The organism is Rouxiella silvae, assembly GCF_002093625.1.
GTDB lineage: Bacteria > Pseudomonadota > Gammaproteobacteria > Enterobacterales > Enterobacteriaceae > Rouxiella > Rouxiella silvae.
Genome location: NZ_MRWD01000051.1, coordinates 20,636 through 41,796, shown reverse-complemented (window position 1 = coordinate 41,796; position 21,161 = coordinate 20,636). Strand labels below are relative to the sequence as shown.

Here is a 21,161-nt window from a genome sequence, read left to right as displayed (position 1 = left end):
CCTGATATTGATATTTATAGATAAAACATTCACCAAGTATTAACTTCAGTAGCTACGGAAATTAATCTATCAGACTATTCTTGAAGATCCCAATGAATTAACACTATCTTTTCACTTCTGCCGATTCCCTTTCAAACGACACAGTTTGGACATATTTAAATTAATGCTTTTACCCTAATACATAAAGCAAGATGCGCAACGTTGATGACTATCAGACCACGGCTCTCGTCAATGCGTCACAATACAAGCGTGGTTGATTTGTTGTCGCTTGCACTTTTTTGCAAAAAAAAAGGCCGCTTTCGCGGCCTTTTTATCAGTGTTGCTTATTCTTTCGGCGTGGCGTTTTCCACCCGACTTTTTAACTTCTGTCCTGGACGGAAGGTAACCACACGGCGCGCCGTAATTGGAATGTCCTCGCCAGTTTTCGGGTTACGCCCCGGACGTTGGTTTTTGTCACGCAGATCGAAATTGCCAAAGCCAGACAATTTAACTTGTTCACCGTTCTCTAAAGCACGACGTACCTCTTCAAAGAACAGCTCAACCAGGTCTTTGGCATCCCGTTTGCTCAGCCCGAGCTTTTCAAACAGGTGTTCTGACATTTCAGCTTTAGTAAGCGCCATAGGTTCAATCCCTCAAGGATGCTTGGAATCGCTGTTTTAGAGCCTCTACACATCTTGCAACAGTAGCGGCGATCTCCTCTTCTTCCAGTGTACGAGCGGTATCCTGCAATACCAGGCTGATAGCCAGACTTTTATAACCGTCCGCCACGCCCTTGCCACGGTACACGTCAAATAAGTTTACGCCAACTACCTGATTTGCGCCAACTTTCTTACACTCTACCAAAATATCGTCTGCGGCGACGTTTTCGGGCACTACAACAGCGATGTCGCGACGGTTCGCTGGGAAGCGAGAAATCTCGCGCGCGTCAGGCAGGACGCGGTCTGCGAGCTTGTTCCACAGCATTTCAAACACCACAGTACGACCATTCAGGTCGAGCTTACGTTCAAGCTCAGGATGCACTACTCCAATGAAACCAATACGTTCGCCGTGTAAATAAATTGCCGCACTCTGCCCCGGATGCAGTGCAGGGTTAACTTCTGGCTTGAACTGAATCTGGTCTAATTTGCCGGTAAGTTCAAGAATCGCTTCAAGATCGCCCTTCAAATCGTAGTAGTCAACCGACTGGCGCGCCAGGTCCCAATGCTCTTCATTTTTGTTGCCAGAAATCACGCCTGACAGCATGACATCCTGACGGATACCTAAATAAGCTGCGGAATCAGGAACAAAACGCAGGCCGCTTTCGAATAAACGTACGCGATTTTGCTGACGATTCTGGTTATTAACCACCGCAGAGAGCAGACCGGTCCAAAGAGACAGACGCATCGCAGACATTTCAATCGAGATTGGGCTCGGCAACAACAGCACCTCTTCACCCGGGTGAAGCCACTGCTGAACCTTAGGATCGACAAAGCTGTAGGTGATCGCTTCCTGGAAACCACGATCGACCAGCAGGTTTTTCACACGCTTGAGCGAAAGGTCCGCCTCACGGTGTTTGGTCATTTCCAGATTCGCTTTTACCGGCACGTCTGGAATATTGTTGTAGCCATAAATACGGGCAACTTCTTCAACCAGGTCCTCTTCGATTTGCATATCGAAGCGCCAGCTTGGCGCAAGAGCAACCCAGCTTCCGGCCAAAACGTCTACCTTAAAGCCCAGACGCTGAAGAATATCGGTAACCTGAGCATCTTCAACGTGATGACCGATCAGACGATCGAGTTTTTCACGACGCAGAGTAATTTTCGCCGCTTTAGGCAGTGCAGACTCGGTAGTCGCATCAATAATCGGACCCGCCTGTCCGCCACAAATTTCAAGCAACAGCGCGGTAGCACGCTCGATAGCTTTATGCTGTAGCTGCGAGTCTACGCCACGTTCATAACGATGCGATGCGTCAGTGTGCAGGCCCTGACGGCGCGCACGGCCAGTAATGGACAGCGGATTGAAGAATGCGCACTCAAGCAGAACGTCTTGAGTCTGCTCATTGACGCCGGAGTGTTCACCGCCAAAAATGCCGCCCATCGCCAGCGCTTTCTTGTGGTCAGCGATCACCAGAACGTCATCGTTTAATTTAACCGTAGTACCGTCCAGCAGCGTCAGCGGTTCGTCTTTCTGCGCGAGACGAACAACGATGCCACCCTCAATGCGATTCAAATCGAAGGCGTGCATTGGCTGACCCAGCTCAAGCAGCACATAGTTGGTGATATCAACCACTGGGTCGATTGAACGAATACCGCAACGACGCAGTTTTTCACTCATCCACAGCGGGGTCGCCGCGGCAACGTTAATGCCTTTAACAACGCGGCCCAAATAGCGCGGACAGGCTTCAGTCGCCTGAACGTCGATAGGCAGCGTGTCGTCGATGGTTGCAGCAACCGGTGACATGTCCGGCTCGTTCAGCGGTAACTGATTGACCACCGCGACATCGCGGGCAATACCCATGATACCCAGGCAGTCGGCACGGTTAGGCGTCACGCTGATTTCAATGGTGTTGTCGTCAAGCTTAAGGAACTCGCGAATGTCGGTGCCAATTGGCGCGTCAAGCGGCAGCTCAATAATACCTTCACTCTCAACGTTGATACCCAATTCAGAAAACGAGCACAGCATGCCTTCAGAAGGTTCGCCGCGAAGTTTTGCTGCCTTGATTTTGAAATCGCCTGGTAATACAGCGCCTACGGTAGCCACGGCCACTTTAAGCCCCTGACGGCAGTTTGGCGCACCGCAAACGATATCAAGCAGGCGATCGCCGCCTACGTTGATTTTAGTCACGCGCAGTTTGTCAGCATTTGGATGTTGGCCGCACTCAACCACTTCACCCACTACTACGCCGTGAAAAGCACCGGCAACGGCATCAACGCCGTCAACTTCTAAACCGGCCATGGTAATTTGTTCTGATAATTCTTCGCTGCTAATGGCTGGGTTTACCCACTCACGCAACCAGAGTTCACTGAATTTCATGTGATATTCCCGCCTTACTTAAACTGTTTGAGGAAACGCAGATCGTTTTCGAAGAATGCACGCAGATCCGTCACGCCATAGCGCAGCATGGTCAGACGCTCCATGCCCATACCGAAGGCGAAACCGGAGTAAATTTCCGGATCGATGCCCACGTTGCGCAACACGTTCGGGTGAACCATGCCGCAGCCCAGCACTTCAAGCCATTTACCATTTTTACCCATCACGTCCACTTCGGCAGAAGGCTCGGTGAAGGGGAAATAGGAAGGACGGAAACGAATCTGCAGATCGGCTTCAAAGAAGTTGTTCAGGAAATCGTGCAGCGTGCCCTTCAGATTACTGAAGCTGATGTCTTTATCAACGATCAGGCCTTCCATCTGATGGAACATTGGCGTGTGGGTCTGGTCGTAATCGTTACGATAAACACGGCCCGGCGCAATGATGCGGATTGGCGGCTGCTGATTTTTCATGGTGCGGATCTGCACGCCTGAAGTCTGGGTGCGCAGCAAACGAGTGGCATCAAACCAGAAGGTGTCGTGATCGGCACGCGCCGGATGGTGGCCTGGAATATTCAGGGCATCAAAGTTGTGGTAGTCATCTTCGATTTCAGGGCCGGTCTCAACCGAAAAGCCAAGCTCGCCGAAGAAGGTTTCGATACGATCGATAGTGCGGGTCACTGGGTGCAGACCGCCGTTCTCGATACGACGACCCGGCAGGGAAACGTCGATAGTCTCCTGTGCCAGACGTGCGTTCAGTGCAGCAGATTCCAAGTCATTTTTACGCGCGTTAAGTGCGTCCTGAACTTCCTGCTTGGCCTGGTTAATCACCGCACCGGCCGCCGGACGTTCTTCGGCTGGCACTTCACGCAGTGAAGTCATCTGTAGGGTCAAATACCCTTTCTTGCCTAAATATTCGACGCGCACTAAATCTAGCGCGACGACGTCCTGGGCACTCTCTACGGCTGCCTTGGCATTGGCAACCAGTTCTGCGAGATGTGACATTGCTTTCCTCTTCTTCTGGTCGATATGACCCGATGTGAAATAAAAGTATGAGTAAATTAATTAAGACCGGTAATAGCAAAAAAAAAGCCTCCACAGGGGAGGCTTTAGCGCTAGTTTCCGTTTCTTCTCTTACGCGCGAAAGCCTTCCTGAGTCAGGCGCTAAAGTAAAAAAAGAAGCGGAAAATAGCAGCATTCATGCTTGCATTACCTTACGTATTTACGGTTTTATCAACACAATATAAAAGAGGGAGCAAGCTCCCTCTTTCACCTGACTTACGCCAGAGCTGCTTTCGCTTTCTCGACCAGTGCAGAGAATGCCACTTTGTCGAATACTGCGATGTCAGCCAAAATCTTACGGTCAATTTCAATAGAAGCTTTTTTCAAGCCATTGATGAATTTGCTGTAAGACATGTCGTTCTGACGAGCTGCTGCGTTGATACGCGCGATCCACAGCTGACGGAACTGACGTTTCTTTTGACGACGGTCACGGTAAGCGTATTGACCAGCTTTGATAACAGCCTGGAATGCAACACGATATACGCGCGAACGGGCACCGTAGTAACCTTTCGCCTGCTTTAAAATTTTCTTGTGACGTGCACGTGCAATCACACCACGTTTTACGCGAGCCATATGCTCTCCTGAGTTTTATTCTTGATTAAAAAAAAGTGATATATCTTTTAACAGATATATTTTTAAGCGTACGGCAAACATGCAGCAACGAGACCCAAATCGTTCTTGGATACCATGCCTTTTGGACGCAGGTGACGTTTACGCTTAGTCGATTTTTTGGTCAGAATATGACGCAGGTTAGCGTGCTTACGCTTAAAACCACCATTGGCAGTCTTTTTGAAGCGTTTAGCGGCGCCGCGTACTGTTTTGATCTTTGGCATTATTAATAATTCCACTTCGCATTGTTAATAACATGAATCAGTAAGGCGAACTTGAATCACAGCGTGCAAGCACACTGTGATTCAGGCTACTTGTAGAGCCTTATTGTTTCTTCTTGGGTGCGAGCACCATAATCATCTGACGGCCTTCGATCTTCGTAGGGAAGGATTCGACAACTGCCAGATCAATATCTTCACACAGGTCTTTACGGACGCGGTTAAGCACTTCCATACCGATCTGCTGGTGCGCCATTTCACGTCCGCGGAAACGCAGCGTGATTTTGGCTTTATCGCCATCTTCCAGAAAGCGAATCAGGTTGCGTAGTTTGACCTGATAGTCGCCATCATCGGTGCCAGGTCGGAATTTAATTTCCTTAACCTGAATAACTTTTTGTTTCTTTTTCTGTTCTTTAGTCGATTTGCTCTTCTCGTAGAGGAACTTGCCGTAATCCATGATTCGGCAAACCGGCGGCTCGGCATTCGGACTGATTTCTACTAAATCAACACCAGCTTCCTCAGCTTTTTCAAGAGCTTCATTTAGACTCACAATACCAAGTTGTTCGCCTTCGACGCCTGTTAGGCGAACTTCTAGGGCGCGAATTTCTCTGTTAATGCGATTAGGACGCGCCGGTTGAACTCGTTTTCCGCCTTTAATACTTTATTCCTCCAGTTGATGAAGACTTCTGCTGCGGATCTCCGCCAGCAGTTTGTCAACGACTTCGCTGACGTCCATGCTTCCCAAGTCTTTGCCACGGCGAGTTCGAACGGCAACTTTGCCTGCTTCGACCTCTTTATCGCCACAAACTAACATATAGGGAACACGACGCAGCGTGTGTTCGCGGATTTTAAAGCCAATCTTCTCATTTCTCAAGTCGGCTTTAACGCGAATACCTGCATCTTGCAGTTTCTTGGTTAATTCTTCGACGTAGGCAGCCTGTGTATCAGTAATATTCATTACCACTACCTGTACCGGTGCAATCCAGGTCGGGAAGAAGCCCGCGTATTCTTCAGTCAGAATACCAATGAAGCGTTCCATTGAACCCAAAATTGCTCGGTGAATCATAACCGGGGTTTTACGATCGTTGCTTTCGCCGATGTAAGTCGCGTCTAAACGCTCCGGTAATGAAAAGTCGAGCTGCACGGTACCACACTGCCACGCACGATCCAAACAATCATGCAAGGTAAATTCAATTTTTGGTCCGTAGAAGGCACCTTCACCCGGCTGATATTCGAAAGCGATGTTATTTTCGACTAACGCAGCGGCCAGGTCTTTTTCTGCACGGTCCCACATTTCGTCAGTACCGATGCGCTTGAGAGGACGGGTCGACAGCTTAACCACAATCTTTTCAAAGCCAAAAGTACCGTACATATCGTAGACCATTTTGATGCAGCTGTTCACTTCATCACGAACCTGCTCTTCTGTACAGAAGATATGTGCATCGTCCTGAGTGAATCCGCGTACGCGCATCAGTCCGTGCAATGCACCCGAAGGTTCATTACGGTGACAGCTGCCAAATTCGGCCATTCGCAGCGGCAAATCGCGGTAAGACTTCAATCCTTGATTGAAAATCTGCACGTGACCCGGACAGTTCATCGGCTTGATGCAGTATTCACGATTCTCGGAAGAGGTGGTAAACATTGCATCTTTGTAGTTGTCCCAGTGGCCGGTTTTTTCCCACAGCACACGGTCCATCATGAACGGGCCTTTGACTTCCTGATACTGATAAGACTTCAGCTTCATGCGCACAAAGGCTTCCAGCTCGCGGAAAATAGTCCAACCGTCATTGTGCCAGAACACCATCCCCGGTGCTTCTTCCTGCATATGGTAGAGGTCGAGCTGCTTACCGATTTTACGGTGATCGCGCTTGCCCGCTTCTTCCAGACGTTGCAGGTAGGAATTCAACTGCTTTTTATCCGCCCAGGCCGTGCCGTAGATGCGCTGCAACATTTTATTGTCGCTGTCACCACGCCAGTAAGCGCCAGAGGTTTTCTGAAGCTTAAAGTGATGGCAGAAACGCATATTGGGTACGTGCGGACCGCGGCACATATCAACATATTCTTCGTGATGATACAGGCCAGGACGGTCGTCATGACTGATGTTTTCATCAAGAATGGCAATCTTGTACTGCTCACCGCGACTCTCGAAGGTGTCGCGCGCTTCCTGCCAACTGACTTTCTTTTTAATAACGTCGTAATTCTTTTCAGCCAGCTCGTGCATGCGCTTTTCAAGCAGGTCGATATCTTCCTGAGTCAGCGTGCGGTCCAGGTCAACGTCGTAATAAAAACCGTTGTCGATAGTAGGACCAATGGCCATTTTGGTGTTAGGCCACAGTTGCTTGATAGCATGCCCCAACAGGTGCGCACAGGAGTGGCGGAGAATTTCTAAACCAGCCTCGTCCTTTGCGGTAATAATGGCTAATTGAGCATCGTTTTCGATAAGGTCGCCAGCATCGACCAGCTCACCGTTCACACGACCGGCGATACAAGCTTTTGCCAGACCTGGACCGATATCCAGGGCAACATCATAAGGGGAAACGGGATGATCAAACTGACGCTGACTTCCATCAGGGAGAGTAATAACAGGCATGTTCTTTCCTCATCTACAGTGGTGCCCCACACGACAGAGCACATATAGAAAAATATATGTATTTGAATTCATTTGGTTAATTGCGCTATTTAGCTTTACCTTGCCAAATATATACACGCCTAAGCCCAAAATACGGCAGAGCCGAGGATGTGACGCAAAAAACTGGCTAGAGTGTAACACCCGTAAAGCGCACTTTTCCAGCAGCCCGAGGCGCTAAATCTTGATTTTTTTCGTGTAATTTCGGGTTGTAAGTTGCATAACGTGCGGAAAACGTATCGATGAGCGGAGGAATATTAAAAATCTCCCCTTTCAAGCCGTGCCGTTAAGGGGAGAAATTGTATTGCCAAGACGGTGAGTTATGCCTAGCGCATTGCCAGATAGGCAGTGTTCACTTTCCATAGATAGCGTGGCGCCTGAGGGGCCGGATGATTCTGTTGAATATGCTTGTAGAACTGTTCTGGCGTCAGTTGATTGATTTTCGCCACGGCATAAACCCGGTCTTTCGAGAAGGTTCTCAACAGTGCTCCAGCTCCGTTTACATAAGCAACCGTAGTGGCATAGCGCAGGGTTTGAGGATTATTTATCCCGGCCAACTGCTGCTGCAACATGCTTAGGTAAGCGGTACCCAAATCAATATTTACTCGCGGATCTTTTAGTTCGTGGGTGCTGGGTTGTCCATAGCGCCCTTTAAGTCGGTAGGCATCTCGCCCGGCGGTGGAAGCTTTCAACTGCATTAATCCCACGGCGTTCGACTTGCTCACTGCACCAGGATTAAATCCTGACTCGACCTGAATAATAGCTTTTACAAGTGTCTCATCAACACCATAGGTGCTGGCGGCCTGTTTAATAACGCTTCCGTAAGGCCCCTGATGCATCAACGAGGAAGAGTCCTCGACAAAGGGTTTATTCGGTAGCAATTTACTTGTTTGCATGGGGGGTTCTTTTGCGCACCCCGCCAGTAATAGCGCAGTCGTCAAATAAACAAATTTTAATTTCACTTGATATCTCTCGCGACTAGGACGAAAGCAAGCATATACACATTTTTTAATCACTAGAATATATTTTTCGTCTATTATTAATAATGGTAGATGAAACAAGGATCTGGGGAATTAGTCGATCGGATAATTCCTGTATTAATGTCAGTTTTTGGTTGTATAGCATTTTTTAATGTTATTTCTTCATTTGTAATTAATGAGCCGTCAGGTCTCGCCGAGTTAAAAATTCACCGTCAGGCACAGAGCCTGTGCACTCGATCGGGGTTTTCATGCGGTAAAAAAGCTAACTTAATGAATTATCAGGCCAGTCAGAAGGGGTGATACCATGTGGCAAGCCGTTAATCGTCTGTTGAGTGAACATCTGGGCAGTGCAGAAATTCGTGAACGCGTAGAGCTGCCGGGCGGGGAGATTCATCCCGCATGGCGCGTCAGCTATGGCGATAAAGACGTTTTTGTGAAGTGTAATACCCGAGAGATGCTCCCACTCTTTGCCGCAGAGGCTGACCAGCTTGCCCTGCTCGCCAAGAGCGGTACGGTGCGGGTGCCAGAGGTTTATGGTGTCGGCAGCGACAGAGATTACAGCTTTTTACTGCTCGAATATCTTCCCCTAACCCTGCTTGATGCTGAGAGTGCTTTTGTTTTGGGTCAGCAGCTGGCCAGTCTACATCAGTGGAGTGAGCAGCTTGAGTTTGGCTTCGATTTTGACAATGAACTTGCTACTGTCCCACAACCCAATGCCTGGCAGCGACGCTGGGCGACCTTTTTCTCTCAGCAGCGCATCGGGTGGCAGTTACAATTGGCTGCCGAAAAAGGCATGCACTTTGGCGACACTGAGCTAATCATTGAACGTGTTCGCGCCAGGCTGCAAAATCATCAGCCTCAACCCTCCCTACTGCACGGCGATCTTTGGCCGCATAACTGCGCACTGTCCAGTGAAGGACCCATAATTTTCGATCCCGCCTGCTACTGGGGAGACCGCGAATGCGATTTGTCCATGCTGCCGCTTTATCCTAATATTCCCTCGCAACTCATTGACGGATATCAAAGTATTACCCCGTTACCTCACGGTTATATTGAGCGACAGTCGGTCTATCAACTTTATTATTTATTAAATCGCAGCAATCTCTTTGGCGGTCAGCATATGGTGGTCGCAGAACGGGCGGTAGAAAGATTATTACGTGAGAAATGACACAGCAAAGTATTAGGAAGAATCTCAATAAACCCGGCCAAAGAAATATGACCGGGTTATGATTTTGATTTTTATGTTTTTTATTAGCCCAGCAAGCCTAATAATTTCAATGCGAAGTAAGCCACGATGGCGATAATAAGCGGCAGAATATACAGCGGGAAAATCTGCAGGAAAATAGTGTGGCGAGGAATTAAGATCCGTTCCTCCAACTGCTGCTGCGTTCTTGCGTCTGTACCTTTGGTTTGTTCCAGAATGAGCTGATCCTGAACGCCTTCACGGATATGTCGCACCTGTCGTGACATGCGTGCTCCGCTTGCCTGCAGGGCGAGTCCCACGAATATAAGCCAGTAAATCACAATGAACATGATATTGGCACTGGTGATGCCCTGCCCTAAAACGGGTAACGGCGCGTTGTACCAAAAAACGTTCAAGAATGGGGTATTAAACTTTGCCATGTCAACCATAACATGAACAAAATCAATCATTACCGCATTAATCCCTTTCTCGGCTTTGGTTTGCTCATAAAAGAAATTAAGCAGTGAGATCACCGTTGAAAGCAACGCAGGTATAAAAATCACCCACCCCAGGATCCTTTTTAAGACGGCGACGCGCCCTGCCTGTTGATACGTCATGAATTCCCCTCGTTAGGACGTCTCATTAGAAACGTCAGTTTACCCGTAGTTAACGAAACACGCCTAAAATTTTAGTTAACATCTTTTAATGGCTCATTATTTCTGCACTGAGTGCCTTAAACGACTGTGTTATGCTCTTTTTCAATCTAGATAATTCAGTGTAATCGGGAGTGGTAAAAATGAGTCATGTAAAACCCGTTCAAGCCGCAATTTTTGACATGGATGGCCTATTAATTGATTCCGAGCCGTTGTGGATGCAGTCTGAGCTGGAAATTTTTTCAAGCATTGGGGTCGATATCACTAAAAAGCATCTTATCCCGCACACGCTGGGGCTGCGTATCGACCAGACGGTGCGTATCTGGGCGCAGGCTTTGCCTTGGAAAGGCCCCAGTGAAGCAGAAGTCACTGCGCGGATTATTGCCCGCACTCTTGAACTGGTTGAAGAAAAAAAGCCGCTGCTGCCCGGCGTGGTGCAGGCATTAGCGCTTTGTCAGGCGCGGGGATTAAAAATCGGCCTGGCTTCCGCTTCACCTCTGCACATGCTTGATAAAGTGTTAGAGATGTTTAATTTACAGGCCTATTTCCAGACCCGCACCTCGGCCGAAAACCTCGCCTACAGCAAGCCACATCCCGAAGTCTATTTGCTTGCCGCTGAAAGCCTAGGTGTCGACCCACTGGACTGCGTCACGCTGGAGGACTCCTTTAACGGCATGATTGCCACCAAGGCCGCCCGCATGCGCTCAATCGTGGTGCCAGACCACACGTTGAGTGATGATCCGCGCTGGACCTTGGCCGATGTCAAACTTGCATCGCTAACTGACCTGACCGCCGAACATCTGGGTTAACCCACGCATCCTCCAAACAGACGATAAAGACGGGCTGTAAAGTCCGTCTTTTTTTTGCGTCGATTTCACAAAGCATGACGTCACACTCAAAAAATAAAACATCATTTCATTTTTATTGAATTCGTATGTCAATGGTCCTATGCTTCTTTTATTGAGGATTAGCGGGGTATTGGAACTTTCCTTCTGAGTCCCCTTTTCATTTCGTACACGAAGAAGAGGCAATGACATGCAAGTCCGTCAAAGTATTCATAGCGATCACGCCAAACAACTCGACACTGCAGGACTTCGCCGTGAATTCCTGATTGAGAAAATCTTTGAGAAAGATACTTATACCCTCACCTACAGCCACATCGATCGCATCATTGTTGGCGGTATCATGCCGGTTAATCGCGCAGTGTCCGTGGGCGATGAAGTGGGTAAACAGTTAGGTGTCAGCTATTTTCTTGAGCGACGTGAACTGGGCGTCATTAACATTGGCGGGCCGGGCCTGGTTGTGGTTGATGGTAAAACTTACGAAATCGGCAATGAAGAAGCGCTTTACGTCGGCAAAGGGGCGAAACAGGTTGAGTTCAGCAGCGTAGACGCCCATCGCCCCGCCAAGTTTTATTACAACAGCGCGCCGGCGCACAGTCGCTTCCCGGATAAAAAGATTACGCTGGCCGAAGCCTCACCCAGCACGTTGGGCGATGCGGCAACCGGCAACCGGCGCACCATCAATAAATTTATCGTCCCTGACGTGCTTGAGACCTGTCAACTCACCATGGGCCTCACCAAACTTGAGCCCGGCAGCCTGTGGAACACCATGCCGTGCCACACACACGAGCGCCGCATGGAGGTCTATTTCTACTTTGACATGGACGAAGACACCGCCGTTTTTCACATGATGGGGCAGCCGCAGGAAACCCGTCATTTGTTGGTGCACAACGAACAGGCGGTGATTTCGCCAAGCTGGTCGATTCACTCGGGGGTGGGCACCAAGCGTTACACCTTCATTTGGGGCATGGTGGGCGAAAATCAGGTATTTGATGATATGGACCACGTGGCCATTAACGAGCTGAGATAGTTTTTACCCCACTGGATTTATCTGCATTCACTGTGTAGCGCCGCTGCATCATCGGCGCTACACAGTTTGAAGGGACATTCGGTTTGAACGGTAAATAAGAGAGTCAATCATGGTGCTTAACAGTTTTGATTTACATGGGAAAGTAGCGCTGGTCACCGGCTGCAACACCGGGTTGGGACAGGCCATGGCCGTCGGTCTGGCGCAGGCTGGATGCGATATTATTGGCGTTAACCGCTCCGAACCCCATGAAACGCTCGACAAAATACACGCGTTGGGTCGGCGATTTCTTGATTTACGCGCTGACCTGACCAGCATTGAATCTATTCCACGCCTGCTTGAGAGCGCCGTCAGCGAGTTTGAACACATTGATATTCTTGTTAATAACGCAGGGATCATTCGACGGGAAGATGCGTTAGAATTTAGTGAACAAGACTGGGACGATGTAATGAACGTTAACAGCAAAACGCTGTTCTTTATGGCGCAGGCCGTAGCGCGGCAGTTTATCAAGCAGGGCCGCGGCGGAAAAATCATTAACATCGCCTCAATGCTCTCTTTTCAAGGCGGCATCCGTGTGCCTTCTTATACCGCCTCAAAAAGCGCCGTGATGGGCATTACCCGACTGCTGGCCAATGAGTGGGCAAAACACAATATTAACGTTAACTCCATTGCCCCCGGTTATATGGTGACCAATAACACCGAACAGCTGCGTGCCGATGAAGGCCGCAGCCAGGAAATACTTGACCGTATTCCCGCGGGGAGGTGGGGCGAACAGCACGATATTATGGGACCCGTAGTGTTTCTGGCGTCGGGCGCTTCGGACTACGTGAATGGCTACACGCTGGCAGTAGACGGTGGTTGGTTAGCCAGATAGTGACAAAATGGCCATGACACTGTCACAAATGCACTATTTTAAACCTATTTTTCAACAAATTGACAAATAGTTACAGGGTAACACCTTCCGCAGAAAACAGCTTTCCTCTATACTGGATAAAATAACAGTTATTCAGTTCGGATGCATTATGACTGCGGAAGGTCATCTCATTTTTTCTATTGCTTGCGCAGTGTTTGCCAAAAAAGCGCAGCTTTCGCCCGAACTCGCCCACGGCGACTGGTGGCATATCATCCCTGCGTCTTTGCTGACCTCGCTGCTTCCGGATATCGATCATCCTAAATCACTGCTCGGTCAGCGGCTAAAATGGATATCGCAGCCGATTGCCCGCATGTTTGGCCATCGCGGGTTCACCCACAGTTTGCTGGCGGTTGCGGCGGGCATTTTCCTGCTCAAAACGAAACTGCCGCACGACTGGGTGATCCCTATCGATGCGCTGCACGCCATGGTGATTGGTTATTTAAGCCACATTATTGCCGATATGCTCACGCCTGCTGGGGTACCGCTGCTTTGGCCATGTCGCTGGCGTTTTCGATTGCCGCTGATCAGCAGCCAAAAAGGCAATCAGCTTGAACGCACCTTCTGCCTGTTAATGGTGGGCCTTACCCTGTTTTGGCCAAACTGGACGCCCATTATCGGGGCACTGAATCCGCACGGGCTCAGCTTCATTTTGAAATATTTAACCTGATAGCGACGATGAAATAGGCGTACTGCGCATAATTTCAACTAAATCAAGCGAAAAGTAATAGCCCATTCTTTTTGGTTATAATAACTCCCTCTTTTGATCTGCTACCCTATGCATCAGCGAAATACACTGGTGCACCCTTCTAAAGGCAGTATTCACTAGTACATTTAATTAAAGTTATCTCTGGAGCTTGGGTATGAATCTTCCGCTCGTATTAAACGTGGTGGTTTTCGTTGCCCTCCTTTTGCTGTTGGCTAAATCTAGCCGTACACAATGGAGTCTGGCAAAAAAGGTCTTGGTTGGCCTGTTAGTCGGTGTGGTATTTGGTCTCGCGTTACAGCTGATTTATGGCCCGGACAGCGCGGTACTCAAAACCTCGATTACCTGGTTTAACATCGTCGGTAACGGCTATGTGCAACTGTTGCAAATGATTGTAATGCCGCTTGTTTTTGTCTCTATTTTGAGCGCGGTAGCACGTCTGCACAACGCCTCGTCATTGGGTAAAATCAGTTTCCTGACCATCGGCACTCTGCTGTTCACCACGCTGATTGCTGCGTTGGTTGGCGTATTCGTTACCAAGCTGTTCGGGCTGACCGCAGAAGGTCTGGTACAGGGCACGCAGGAAACGGCACGTCTGGCAGCTTTACAAACCAACTATGTGGGTAAAGTGGCTGACCTTACCGTGCCGCAGATGGTGCTGTCATTTATCCCTAAAAACCCGTTCGCTGACCTGACCGGTGCAAGCCCAACGTCTATTATCAGCGTGGTTATCTTTGCCGCCTTCGTGGGCGTTGCCGCACTGCAGTTGGTAAAAGACGATGCAGAGAAAGGCCCTAAAGTATTAGCCTTCATCGATATTTTGCAGTCATGGGTGATGAAACTGGTACGGTTGGTAATGAAACTGACCCCGTACGGCGTATTGGCGCTAATGACCAAAGTCGTGGCCGGTTCAAACATCCATGACATCATCAAGCTGGGCAGCTTCGTAGTAGCTTCTTACCTCGGACTGGCAATTATGTTCGCCGTACACGCCCTGCTGCTCTCTTTCACCGGCGTAAACCCGGCGAAGTTTTTCCGCAAAGTATGGCCAGTGCTCTCTTTCGCCTTTACCAGCCGTTCAAGCGCAGCAACCATTCCACTTAGCGTAGAAGCTCAGACTCGTCGTTTAGGTATTCCTGAATCTATCGCCAGCTTTGCTGCGTCGTTTGGTGCAACGATTGGCCAAAACGGCTGTGCGGGACTTTATCCGACCATGCTGGCAGTGATGGTTGCCCCGACCGTGGGCATCAATCCGTTTGAACCGATGTGGATTGCTACCCTGGTGGGTATCGTAACCCTGAGTTCTGCGGGCGTTGCGGGCGTGGGCGGCGGTGCAACTTTCGCCGCGCTTATTGTGTTGCCTGCAATGGGTCTGCCGGTTACGTTGGTCGCACTGCTGATTTCAATCGAACCGTTGATTGATATGGGCCGCACCGCGCTTAACGTCAGTGGTTCAATGACCGCAGGAACAATTACCAGCCAGCTGCTTAAACTCACGGATAAAAAAGTGATGGATGAAGATGAGCACGCCGAGCTGGCGCATCGCTAATTTCCTCCACTAGAATGCAAAAAGGCGAAGCCCCGTGCTTCGCCTTTTTTATGCATTCTAGCCGCGCTTGATGGGCAATTTAAAACGGATACTGATGATACCCCAGCTGTTCGGAGATGTTTCGCGCCGCCGTGTGCAGCATGGCCACGTAATCATTTTTGCTCTCCTCCGAGAAGCGAATAGTCGGGAAGGAGATGCTCAGACCGGCAATCACCACGCCAAAGCGGTCAAATACCGGCACGGCGATACACCGCAGCCCCTGCTCCTGTTCTTCGTTATCTTCGCCATAACCTTGGCTGCGCACCTGATCGAGTACCTTAACCAAGCTTGGCGCATCCATCACCGTATGCTCGGTGCTGCGGGTAAACTGCATGTCGGCAAGCAGTGCGTCTACATCGTTCTGCTCGCCCCAGGCCAGCAGGACTTTGCCGATAGCGGTACTGTGCAGCGGATTACGGCGACCTATGCGCGAATGCATACGCAGGTTATACATCGAATCGATTTTATGAATATAAACGATGCCATCTTCGTCGAGCGCGCCAAGGTGGATGGTTTCACGGGTCAGACGTGATATTTCGCGCATTTGAATATCGGCGCTACGAATAAGATCGACATTCTGCAGAGCTTTCGCGCCCAATTCAAACAGCTTCAGGGTCAACGTATATTTTTCCGACTCCCCTTCCTGGTCGACATAGCCGAGTGATTTCATCGTTTGAAGAAAGCGATAGACCGTGCTTTTGGACATCATAACGCGCTGTGAAAGTTCAGTAATGCCAATTTCACGCTCATCACCCAGTGCTTGTAAAATGCCGAACACTTTAAGTACCGATGAAACGGAGTCGGGTTGCTTATCAAGATCTGCGAGAGCCATAATCTTTTTACCTGCCTGTTTTATATTTTGAGTATTATTCCATAAATGGGCGACAGATACTTTTTTTGTTTCATAAAAAATGGAACGGCATTTCTCTAAGAGTGAACCGGTAAAAATAGAAACTGTGAGTTAAATGTTAATTCTAGTTACAAATAATAAAGTTCACCCTTGGCCTGCGAATTCAGACGCAGGGTAGTTAGCGTGGTAATATTTGCCACTCTCACTAGCACAACGCTGACGATCAGACATGATAACCACGGTTAATGATGGACTCCCGACCCCACAACGCTATGGGGCAATACTGACAATTGCTCTGGGCATCACGGTTTCCGTGCTCGACGGCGCGATTGCCAACGTCGCACTGCCGACAATAGCCCAAGACCTGCACGCAAGCCCCGCTTCTTCAATTTGGATAGTGAATGCCTATCAGTTGGCAATCACCATTTCTTTGCTCTCTTTGGCTTCTCTGGGTGAAATCTTCGGCTATCGCCGGGTTTATATGATAGGCCTGGTCGTTTTCAGCTTTACGTCGCTGGCCTGTGCGCTGTCTGATTCTTTAATAACCCTGACCGTCGCCCGCGTATTACAGGGCTTTGGCGCGGCCTGTATCATGAGCGTGAATGTGGCTCTGGTAAGAATAATTTATCCGCAACGCTTTCTAGGGCGTGGAATGGGCATTAACGCGCTGATCGTCGCGGTCTCTTCCGCGGCAGGACCGACGGTTGCCGCGGCTATCCTCTCCTTCGCCAACTGGCCGTGGTTGTTCGCTATCAATCTGCCTATCGGGTTGATTGCCTTTTGCATGGGGTTGAAGTTCTTGCCCGCCAATTCCACCAAATCATTGGGGCAGAAATTCGATTTTATCAGTGGGATAATGAATGCCTTGACCTTCGGCCTGCTTATCAGCGCCATCAGCGGCTTTGCACAGGGGCAGTCTAGACTGCTTATTCTCGGTGAAGTTATCGTGCTGGTGATTGTTGGCTGGTTCTTTGTGCGTCGTCAGTTAAATAAGACCTCGCCACTGCTGCCGGTCGACCTGCTGCGTATTCCCATCTTTACGCTGTCGATAGGCACGTCGATGTGCTCTTTTGCCGCGCAGATGCTGGCGTTTGTTTCGCTGCCGTTCTTCCTGCAAAATTCATTAGGACTCGACGCCGTCTCGACCGGACTGCTGCTAACTCCGTGGCCGCTGGCGACGATGGTAATGGCACCGATTGCCGGACGTTTGGTTGAACGCTTCCACGCAGGTTTTCTTGGTGGTATTGGACTGGTGGTGTTTTCGTTGGGACTTTACTCCTTGGCGCTGCTGCCTGACCACCCTTCACATCTGAATATTATCTGGCGGATGATAGTCTGCGGTGCTGGTTTCGGCCTGTTCCAGTCACCAAACAACCACACAATTGTTTCTTCTGCCCCGCGCAGTCGCAGCGGCGGGGCCAGCGGCATGTTGGGGACCGCGCGATTACTGGGTCAATCGACGGGAGCCGCGATGGTAGCATTAATGTTTAACCTGTTTGGCAACCACGGCACCCACGCCTCGCTGATCCTCGCCGGTTCCTTGGCGCTGGGCGGCGCATTCATCAGCATTATGCGCATGACTCAGAAATCAGTGACTCAGCAAAAAGTGTAAGCCGTCTGAGCAGTTTAATAAAAAATAAAAGGCCCGGCATACGCTGCCGGGCCTTTCTCATCTGATTAACCTACTGCCTGAGGATTAAAAACTACTTCAGGTATTCACCGCTGCGCAGTGCTTCAATACGTTTGTCCAGCGGCGGGTGCGACATAAATAGCTCGCTAAAGGTCTTGGACTTGCCGTTAATACACAGCGCCATCATGCTGCTCGCTTCCTGCGGTTCATGACTGGTTTTCAAACGCTGCAACGCGGCAATCATCTTCTCGCGCCCTACCAGCTTGGCAGAACCTGCATCGGCGTGAAATTCGCGATGACGCGAGAACCACATGGTAATAATGCTGGCCGCAATACCAAACACCAGTTCAAGCACCATTGAAACCGCAAAATAGACCAGCGGGTTGCCGTTGCCACTCTCTTCATTGTCGCGGTTGCCGGACAAAAAGCCCGAGGCGATTTGCGCCAAGATACGTGAAATAAAGATAACGAAGGTGTTCACAATGCCCTGAACCAAGGTCATGGTCACCATGTCACCGTTTGATATATGACTGATTTCGTGGGCGATAACTGCCTCAGCCTCGTCTTGGCTCATGCTTTGCAGCAGGCCGGTACTGACCGCCACCAGCGACGCATCGCGACGCGCGCCGGTCGCAAAGGCATTAATGTCGGGTGCATGATAAATCGCAACCTGTGGCATTTTAATGCCCGCCTGCTGTGACTGACGACTGACCACGTTCAAGAGCCAGCGCTCGGTTTCATTGCGCGGCTGCTCAATCACTTCTCCACCCACCGAGCGTAACGCCATCCATTTAGACATCAGCAAAGAGACAAACGCACCACCAAAGCCGAACAGACCGGCCATAATCATCAGTCCCATCACGCTGCTAGAACGAATGCCTGTCAGGCTGAGTACCAGCCCGAAAACCACCATTACTGCCAGGTTAGTTAACAGGAACAACGCTATACGCATCATAAAATTAATACTTCCTCATTGTTGTTGTCATTGTTAGAACATTCATACCGTCTTAATCAGACAGGATAACCTGATCCTATGGGCTTACTGACAGGATTCAAGAGGTAAGGCGATTCAAAGCCGCTAATTCACAATACTTTACACTTTGAAGCGTTTTGTAGATAAAGCGCCAGCTCTAATTTGCAGAAAATAAAAAAGCGCACCGGAGTGCGCTAATTTAAAAGACCTTCACTGCCGCAGCATTAAAACCTACTTCGACTGACTGTCCTGGGCTTTTTCAAGCTTGGACAAGTCAACGGCGATGTGGTCAGCCTCGTCGAGGTAAGGATCCGGCGCAACATAATCTTTCGGTAAATCATCGAGAGATTTTATGGGCTTTTTGCCTTCACGTTTAAAGCGCTCATTTAAGCGAGTTAAACGAATCGCGTCGTCTTCTTTATCTTCTTTGTCACGCTGGGCGTAATTCAGAGAGACAACGTCGCGCTTGGTCTTGTTGGCATTGTATTTCGCAATATCCTGCTGGATATACTGGAACTCAGGATCTTTGGCGATACGTGCATCGTGCTCTTTCAACAGTTCAGGAATGAAAGGTTGCAGGTCGCCCGTCTTGGTATAAGTAGCAGCATTAATGCTGTCCCAAGGCATGGCGTTGTCTTCAAATCTCTCACCCACGTCATTGTCGATCAGGCCCGTAGGCATGACGATGTCCGGCGTAACGCCTTTGCGCTGAGTACTGCCACCGTTAATTCGATAGAATTTCTGGATGGTGTACTGCACAGAGCCCAGAGCTGGCCATTCAGGACGCAGCATCTGATCGTAAATACGGTTCAATGAACGGTATTGCTGAACGGTACCTTTACCGAAAGTAGGTTCACCCACGATAAGCGCACGACCGTAATCCTGCATTGCTGCCGCAAAGATTTCGGAAGCCGAAGCACTGTAACGGTCAACCAGCACCACCAGTGGGCCTTTGTAATACACAACGCCGTCAGTGTCGCTGTCTTGGCGAATATGACCGTTGTTGTCACGAACCTGCACCACAGGGCCGCTCGGGAAGAACAGTCCAGACAGAGAAACCGCCTCGGTCAGCGCGCCTCCGCCATTGGTACGCAGGTCGATAACCAGGCTGTTCACGTTCTGCTTGGCCATTTTCTGCAGCTGAACTTTAACATCATCGGTCAAGCCAACGTAGAAGCCAGGAATATCCATCACGGCAACTTTTTCGTTACCGACTTTTTTGATGGTCAACTTAACGGCGCGGTCTTCCAGACGGATTTTCTCACGGGTTAATGTGATAGTACGCGTTTTGGTTCCCTTGCCGGCAGGCAGAACTTCCAGACGAACCTTGCTGCCTTTTGGTCCCTTGATGAGCGAGACAACGTCGTCAAGACGCCAGCCAATTACATCAACCATAGGCTTGCCTGTCTGTCCGACGCCAACGATACGGTCACCCACTGCGATGGTTTTGCTTTTGGCCGCCGGGCCGCCAGCTACCATCGAGTTGATCACGGTATAGTCGTCATCGCCCTGCAGAACAGCACCAATACCTTCCAGAGACAGGCTCATTTCGGTATTAAACTGCTCAGTACTGCGCGGGGACAGATAGTTGGTATGTGGATCAATTTCGTGCGCAAACGCGTTCATTACCAGCTGGAAAACGTCTTCGCTGTTGCTTTGCGTAAGGCGTTTCATTGCAAAGCGATAGCGCTTGCCAAGAATGTCGCGAATTTCCTGATCGTTCTTACCGGTCAGCTTAAGGTTCAGTTCGTCATATTTGACTTTCTGATCCCAAAGATGGTCCAGCTCAGTGGAATCTTTCGGCCACGGAGATTTGGTACGATCGAGGGTTATAGAGTCATTTCCGGTGAAGTCCATCGGGCGCTCAAGCACGGACAAAGCATACTGATAACGCTCAAATCGACGTTTTTGCGCTAAATTATACAGTGCGTACGGCGTAACCAACTGACCAGATTTCAACTCTTCGCCCAGCGTGCCGCGCTTGTCGGCAAATTGGGCAACATCTGAAGCCATGAGTACGTTATGGCCATTATCGAGCATGTTCAGGTAACGATCGAAAATTTTACCCGAAAAATCTGCATCAAGACTGAATTGACGATAGTGCGAACGGGTAAAGCGCGCGGTAACACGCTCACTCACCGTTGCGTCCTGTGGTTCTTGTGCCAATTTAGGGAGCTGACTGATAGTGACCGGTGCACTATCATTCGCAAAGCTGGTGTTAACCAGACCTGTTCCCGCAAAAAGCAGACCCGCAATCACGCTTAATCTGACAAGTTTGTTCATGCCTGAGTTGGCCTCC

Annotated in this window: 20 protein-coding genes and 1 other annotated feature; of the genes, 7 read left to right on the top strand and 13 right to left on the bottom strand. The window is 49.6% G+C overall.

Annotation, left to right across the window (positions count from 1 at the left end; genetic code table 11):
- Nucleotides 1–323: 323 nt before the first annotated feature.
- The 9 genes from ihfA to BS639_RS18790 form a co-directional block, all read right to left on the bottom strand.
- The gene (gene ihfA / locus BS639_RS18830; RefSeq protein WP_004717732.1) at nucleotides 324–620 is read right to left on the bottom strand and encodes an integration host factor subunit alpha; all 297 of its coding nucleotides are present in this window, start codon (nucleotides 618–620) and stop codon (nucleotides 324–326) included.
- A gap of 4 nt (nucleotides 621–624) precedes the next feature.
- Nucleotides 625–3,012, bottom strand: a complete 2,388-nt coding sequence (gene pheT, locus BS639_RS18825) for a phenylalanine--tRNA ligase subunit beta (protein ID WP_084984032.1) — start codon at nucleotides 3,010–3,012, stop codon at nucleotides 625–627.
- 14 nt (nucleotides 3,013–3,026) lie between these two features.
- Entirely contained in the window at nucleotides 3,027–4,010 is a 984-nt protein-coding gene (gene pheS, locus BS639_RS18820) for a phenylalanine--tRNA ligase subunit alpha (RefSeq protein WP_084984031.1), read from the bottom strand.
- 77 nt (nucleotides 4,011–4,087) lie between these two features.
- Nucleotides 4,088–4,212, bottom strand: a sequence feature (Phe leader region).
- Nucleotides 4,163–4,207, bottom strand: coding sequence for a pheST operon leader peptide PheM (pheM, locus tag BS639_RS24940; RefSeq protein ID WP_106120997.1), 45 nt, complete (start codon nucleotides 4,205–4,207; stop codon nucleotides 4,163–4,165). It overlaps the preceding feature by 45 nt.
- Before the next feature lie 71 nt (nucleotides 4,213–4,283).
- Complete coding sequence (rplT, locus tag BS639_RS18810; protein WP_013576134.1) at nucleotides 4,284–4,640, bottom strand: 50S ribosomal protein L20; 357 nt, start codon at nucleotides 4,638–4,640, stop codon at nucleotides 4,284–4,286.
- Nucleotides 4,641–4,702: 62 nt separating this feature from the next.
- A complete protein-coding gene (gene rpmI, locus BS639_RS18805) occupies nucleotides 4,703–4,900 on the bottom strand; it encodes a 50S ribosomal protein L35 (RefSeq protein WP_055770082.1) in 198 nt (65 codons plus the stop codon).
- 100 nt (nucleotides 4,901–5,000) lie between these two features.
- A complete protein-coding gene (gene infC / locus BS639_RS18800) occupies nucleotides 5,001–5,552 on the bottom strand; it encodes a translation initiation factor IF-3 (RefSeq protein ID WP_072156369.1) in 552 nt (183 codons plus the stop codon).
- Nucleotides 5,553–5,555: 3 nt separating this feature from the next.
- A complete protein-coding gene (gene thrS, locus BS639_RS18795) occupies nucleotides 5,556–7,484 on the bottom strand; it encodes a threonine--tRNA ligase (protein ID WP_055770079.1) in 1,929 nt (642 codons plus the stop codon).
- A gap of 362 nt (nucleotides 7,485–7,846) precedes the next feature.
- Nucleotides 7,847–8,482, bottom strand: coding sequence for a transglycosylase SLT domain-containing protein (locus BS639_RS18790; protein WP_139804144.1), 636 nt, complete (start codon nucleotides 8,480–8,482; stop codon nucleotides 7,847–7,849).
- A 322-nt stretch (nucleotides 8,483–8,804) separates the two neighbouring features.
- On the opposite strand from BS639_RS18790, the gene BS639_RS18785 reads away from it, so the two are divergent.
- Nucleotides 8,805–9,668, top strand: coding sequence for a fructosamine kinase family protein (locus BS639_RS18785; protein WP_084984030.1), 864 nt, complete (start codon nucleotides 8,805–8,807; stop codon nucleotides 9,666–9,668).
- Nucleotides 9,669–9,751: 83 nt separating this feature from the next.
- On the opposite strand, the gene BS639_RS18780 is transcribed toward BS639_RS18785, so the two are convergent.
- Nucleotides 9,752–10,300 carry a YniB family protein gene (locus BS639_RS18780; RefSeq protein ID WP_084984029.1) on the bottom strand — a complete coding sequence of 183 codons (549 nt, stop codon included), beginning with the start codon at nucleotides 10,298–10,300 and terminating at the stop codon, nucleotides 9,752–9,754.
- 179 nt (nucleotides 10,301–10,479) lie between these two features.
- Here BS639_RS18780 and hxpB point away from each other — a divergent pair, with 179 nt between their 5' ends.
- The 5 genes from hxpB (at nucleotide 10,480) to BS639_RS18755 (ending at nucleotide 15,370) form a co-directional block, all read left to right on the top strand.
- Nucleotides 10,480–11,145, top strand: coding sequence for a hexitol phosphatase HxpB (gene hxpB / locus BS639_RS18775; RefSeq protein WP_084984028.1), 666 nt, complete (start codon nucleotides 10,480–10,482; stop codon nucleotides 11,143–11,145).
- 226 nt (nucleotides 11,146–11,371) lie between these two features.
- Nucleotides 11,372–12,208 carry a 5-dehydro-4-deoxy-D-glucuronate isomerase gene (gene kduI, locus BS639_RS18770; protein WP_084984027.1) on the top strand — a complete coding sequence of 279 codons (837 nt, stop codon included), beginning with the start codon at nucleotides 11,372–11,374 and terminating at the stop codon, nucleotides 12,206–12,208.
- A gap of 109 nt (nucleotides 12,209–12,317) precedes the next feature.
- Entirely contained in the window at nucleotides 12,318–13,079 is a 762-nt protein-coding gene (gene kduD, locus BS639_RS18765) for a 2-dehydro-3-deoxy-D-gluconate 5-dehydrogenase KduD (protein ID WP_084984026.1), read from the top strand.
- Nucleotides 13,080–13,227: 148 nt separating this feature from the next.
- Nucleotides 13,228–13,785, top strand: coding sequence for a metal-dependent hydrolase (locus BS639_RS18760; RefSeq protein ID WP_055770061.1), 558 nt, complete (start codon nucleotides 13,228–13,230; stop codon nucleotides 13,783–13,785).
- A 193-nt stretch (nucleotides 13,786–13,978) separates the two neighbouring features.
- Complete coding sequence (locus BS639_RS18755) at nucleotides 13,979–15,370, top strand: L-cystine transporter (protein ID WP_055770058.1); 1,392 nt, start codon at nucleotides 13,979–13,981, stop codon at nucleotides 15,368–15,370.
- Nucleotides 15,371–15,449: 79 nt separating this feature from the next.
- On the opposite strand, the gene kdgR is transcribed toward BS639_RS18755, so the two are convergent.
- A complete protein-coding gene (gene kdgR / locus BS639_RS18750; protein WP_055770056.1) occupies nucleotides 15,450–16,241 on the bottom strand; it encodes a DNA-binding transcriptional regulator KdgR in 792 nt (263 codons plus the stop codon).
- Between the two features lie 247 nt (nucleotides 16,242–16,488).
- Here kdgR and BS639_RS18745 point away from each other — a divergent pair, with 247 nt between their 5' ends.
- Nucleotides 16,489–17,871, top strand: coding sequence for an MFS transporter (locus BS639_RS18745; protein WP_084984025.1), 1,383 nt, complete (start codon nucleotides 16,489–16,491; stop codon nucleotides 17,869–17,871).
- 91 nt (nucleotides 17,872–17,962) lie between these two features.
- Here BS639_RS18745 and htpX read toward each other — a convergent pair whose 3' ends face one another.
- Both htpX and prc read right to left on the bottom strand, forming a co-directional pair.
- The gene (htpX, locus tag BS639_RS18740) at nucleotides 17,963–18,844 is read right to left on the bottom strand and encodes a protease HtpX (protein WP_055770050.1); all 882 of its coding nucleotides are present in this window, start codon (nucleotides 18,842–18,844) and stop codon (nucleotides 17,963–17,965) included.
- A 249-nt stretch (nucleotides 18,845–19,093) separates the two neighbouring features.
- Nucleotides 19,094–21,145 (bottom strand): carboxy terminal-processing peptidase, encoded by a 2,052-nt coding sequence (prc, locus tag BS639_RS18735; RefSeq protein WP_055770047.1) that lies wholly within the window; start codon nucleotides 21,143–21,145, stop codon nucleotides 19,094–19,096.
- Nucleotides 21,146–21,161: the final 16 nt, after the last annotated feature.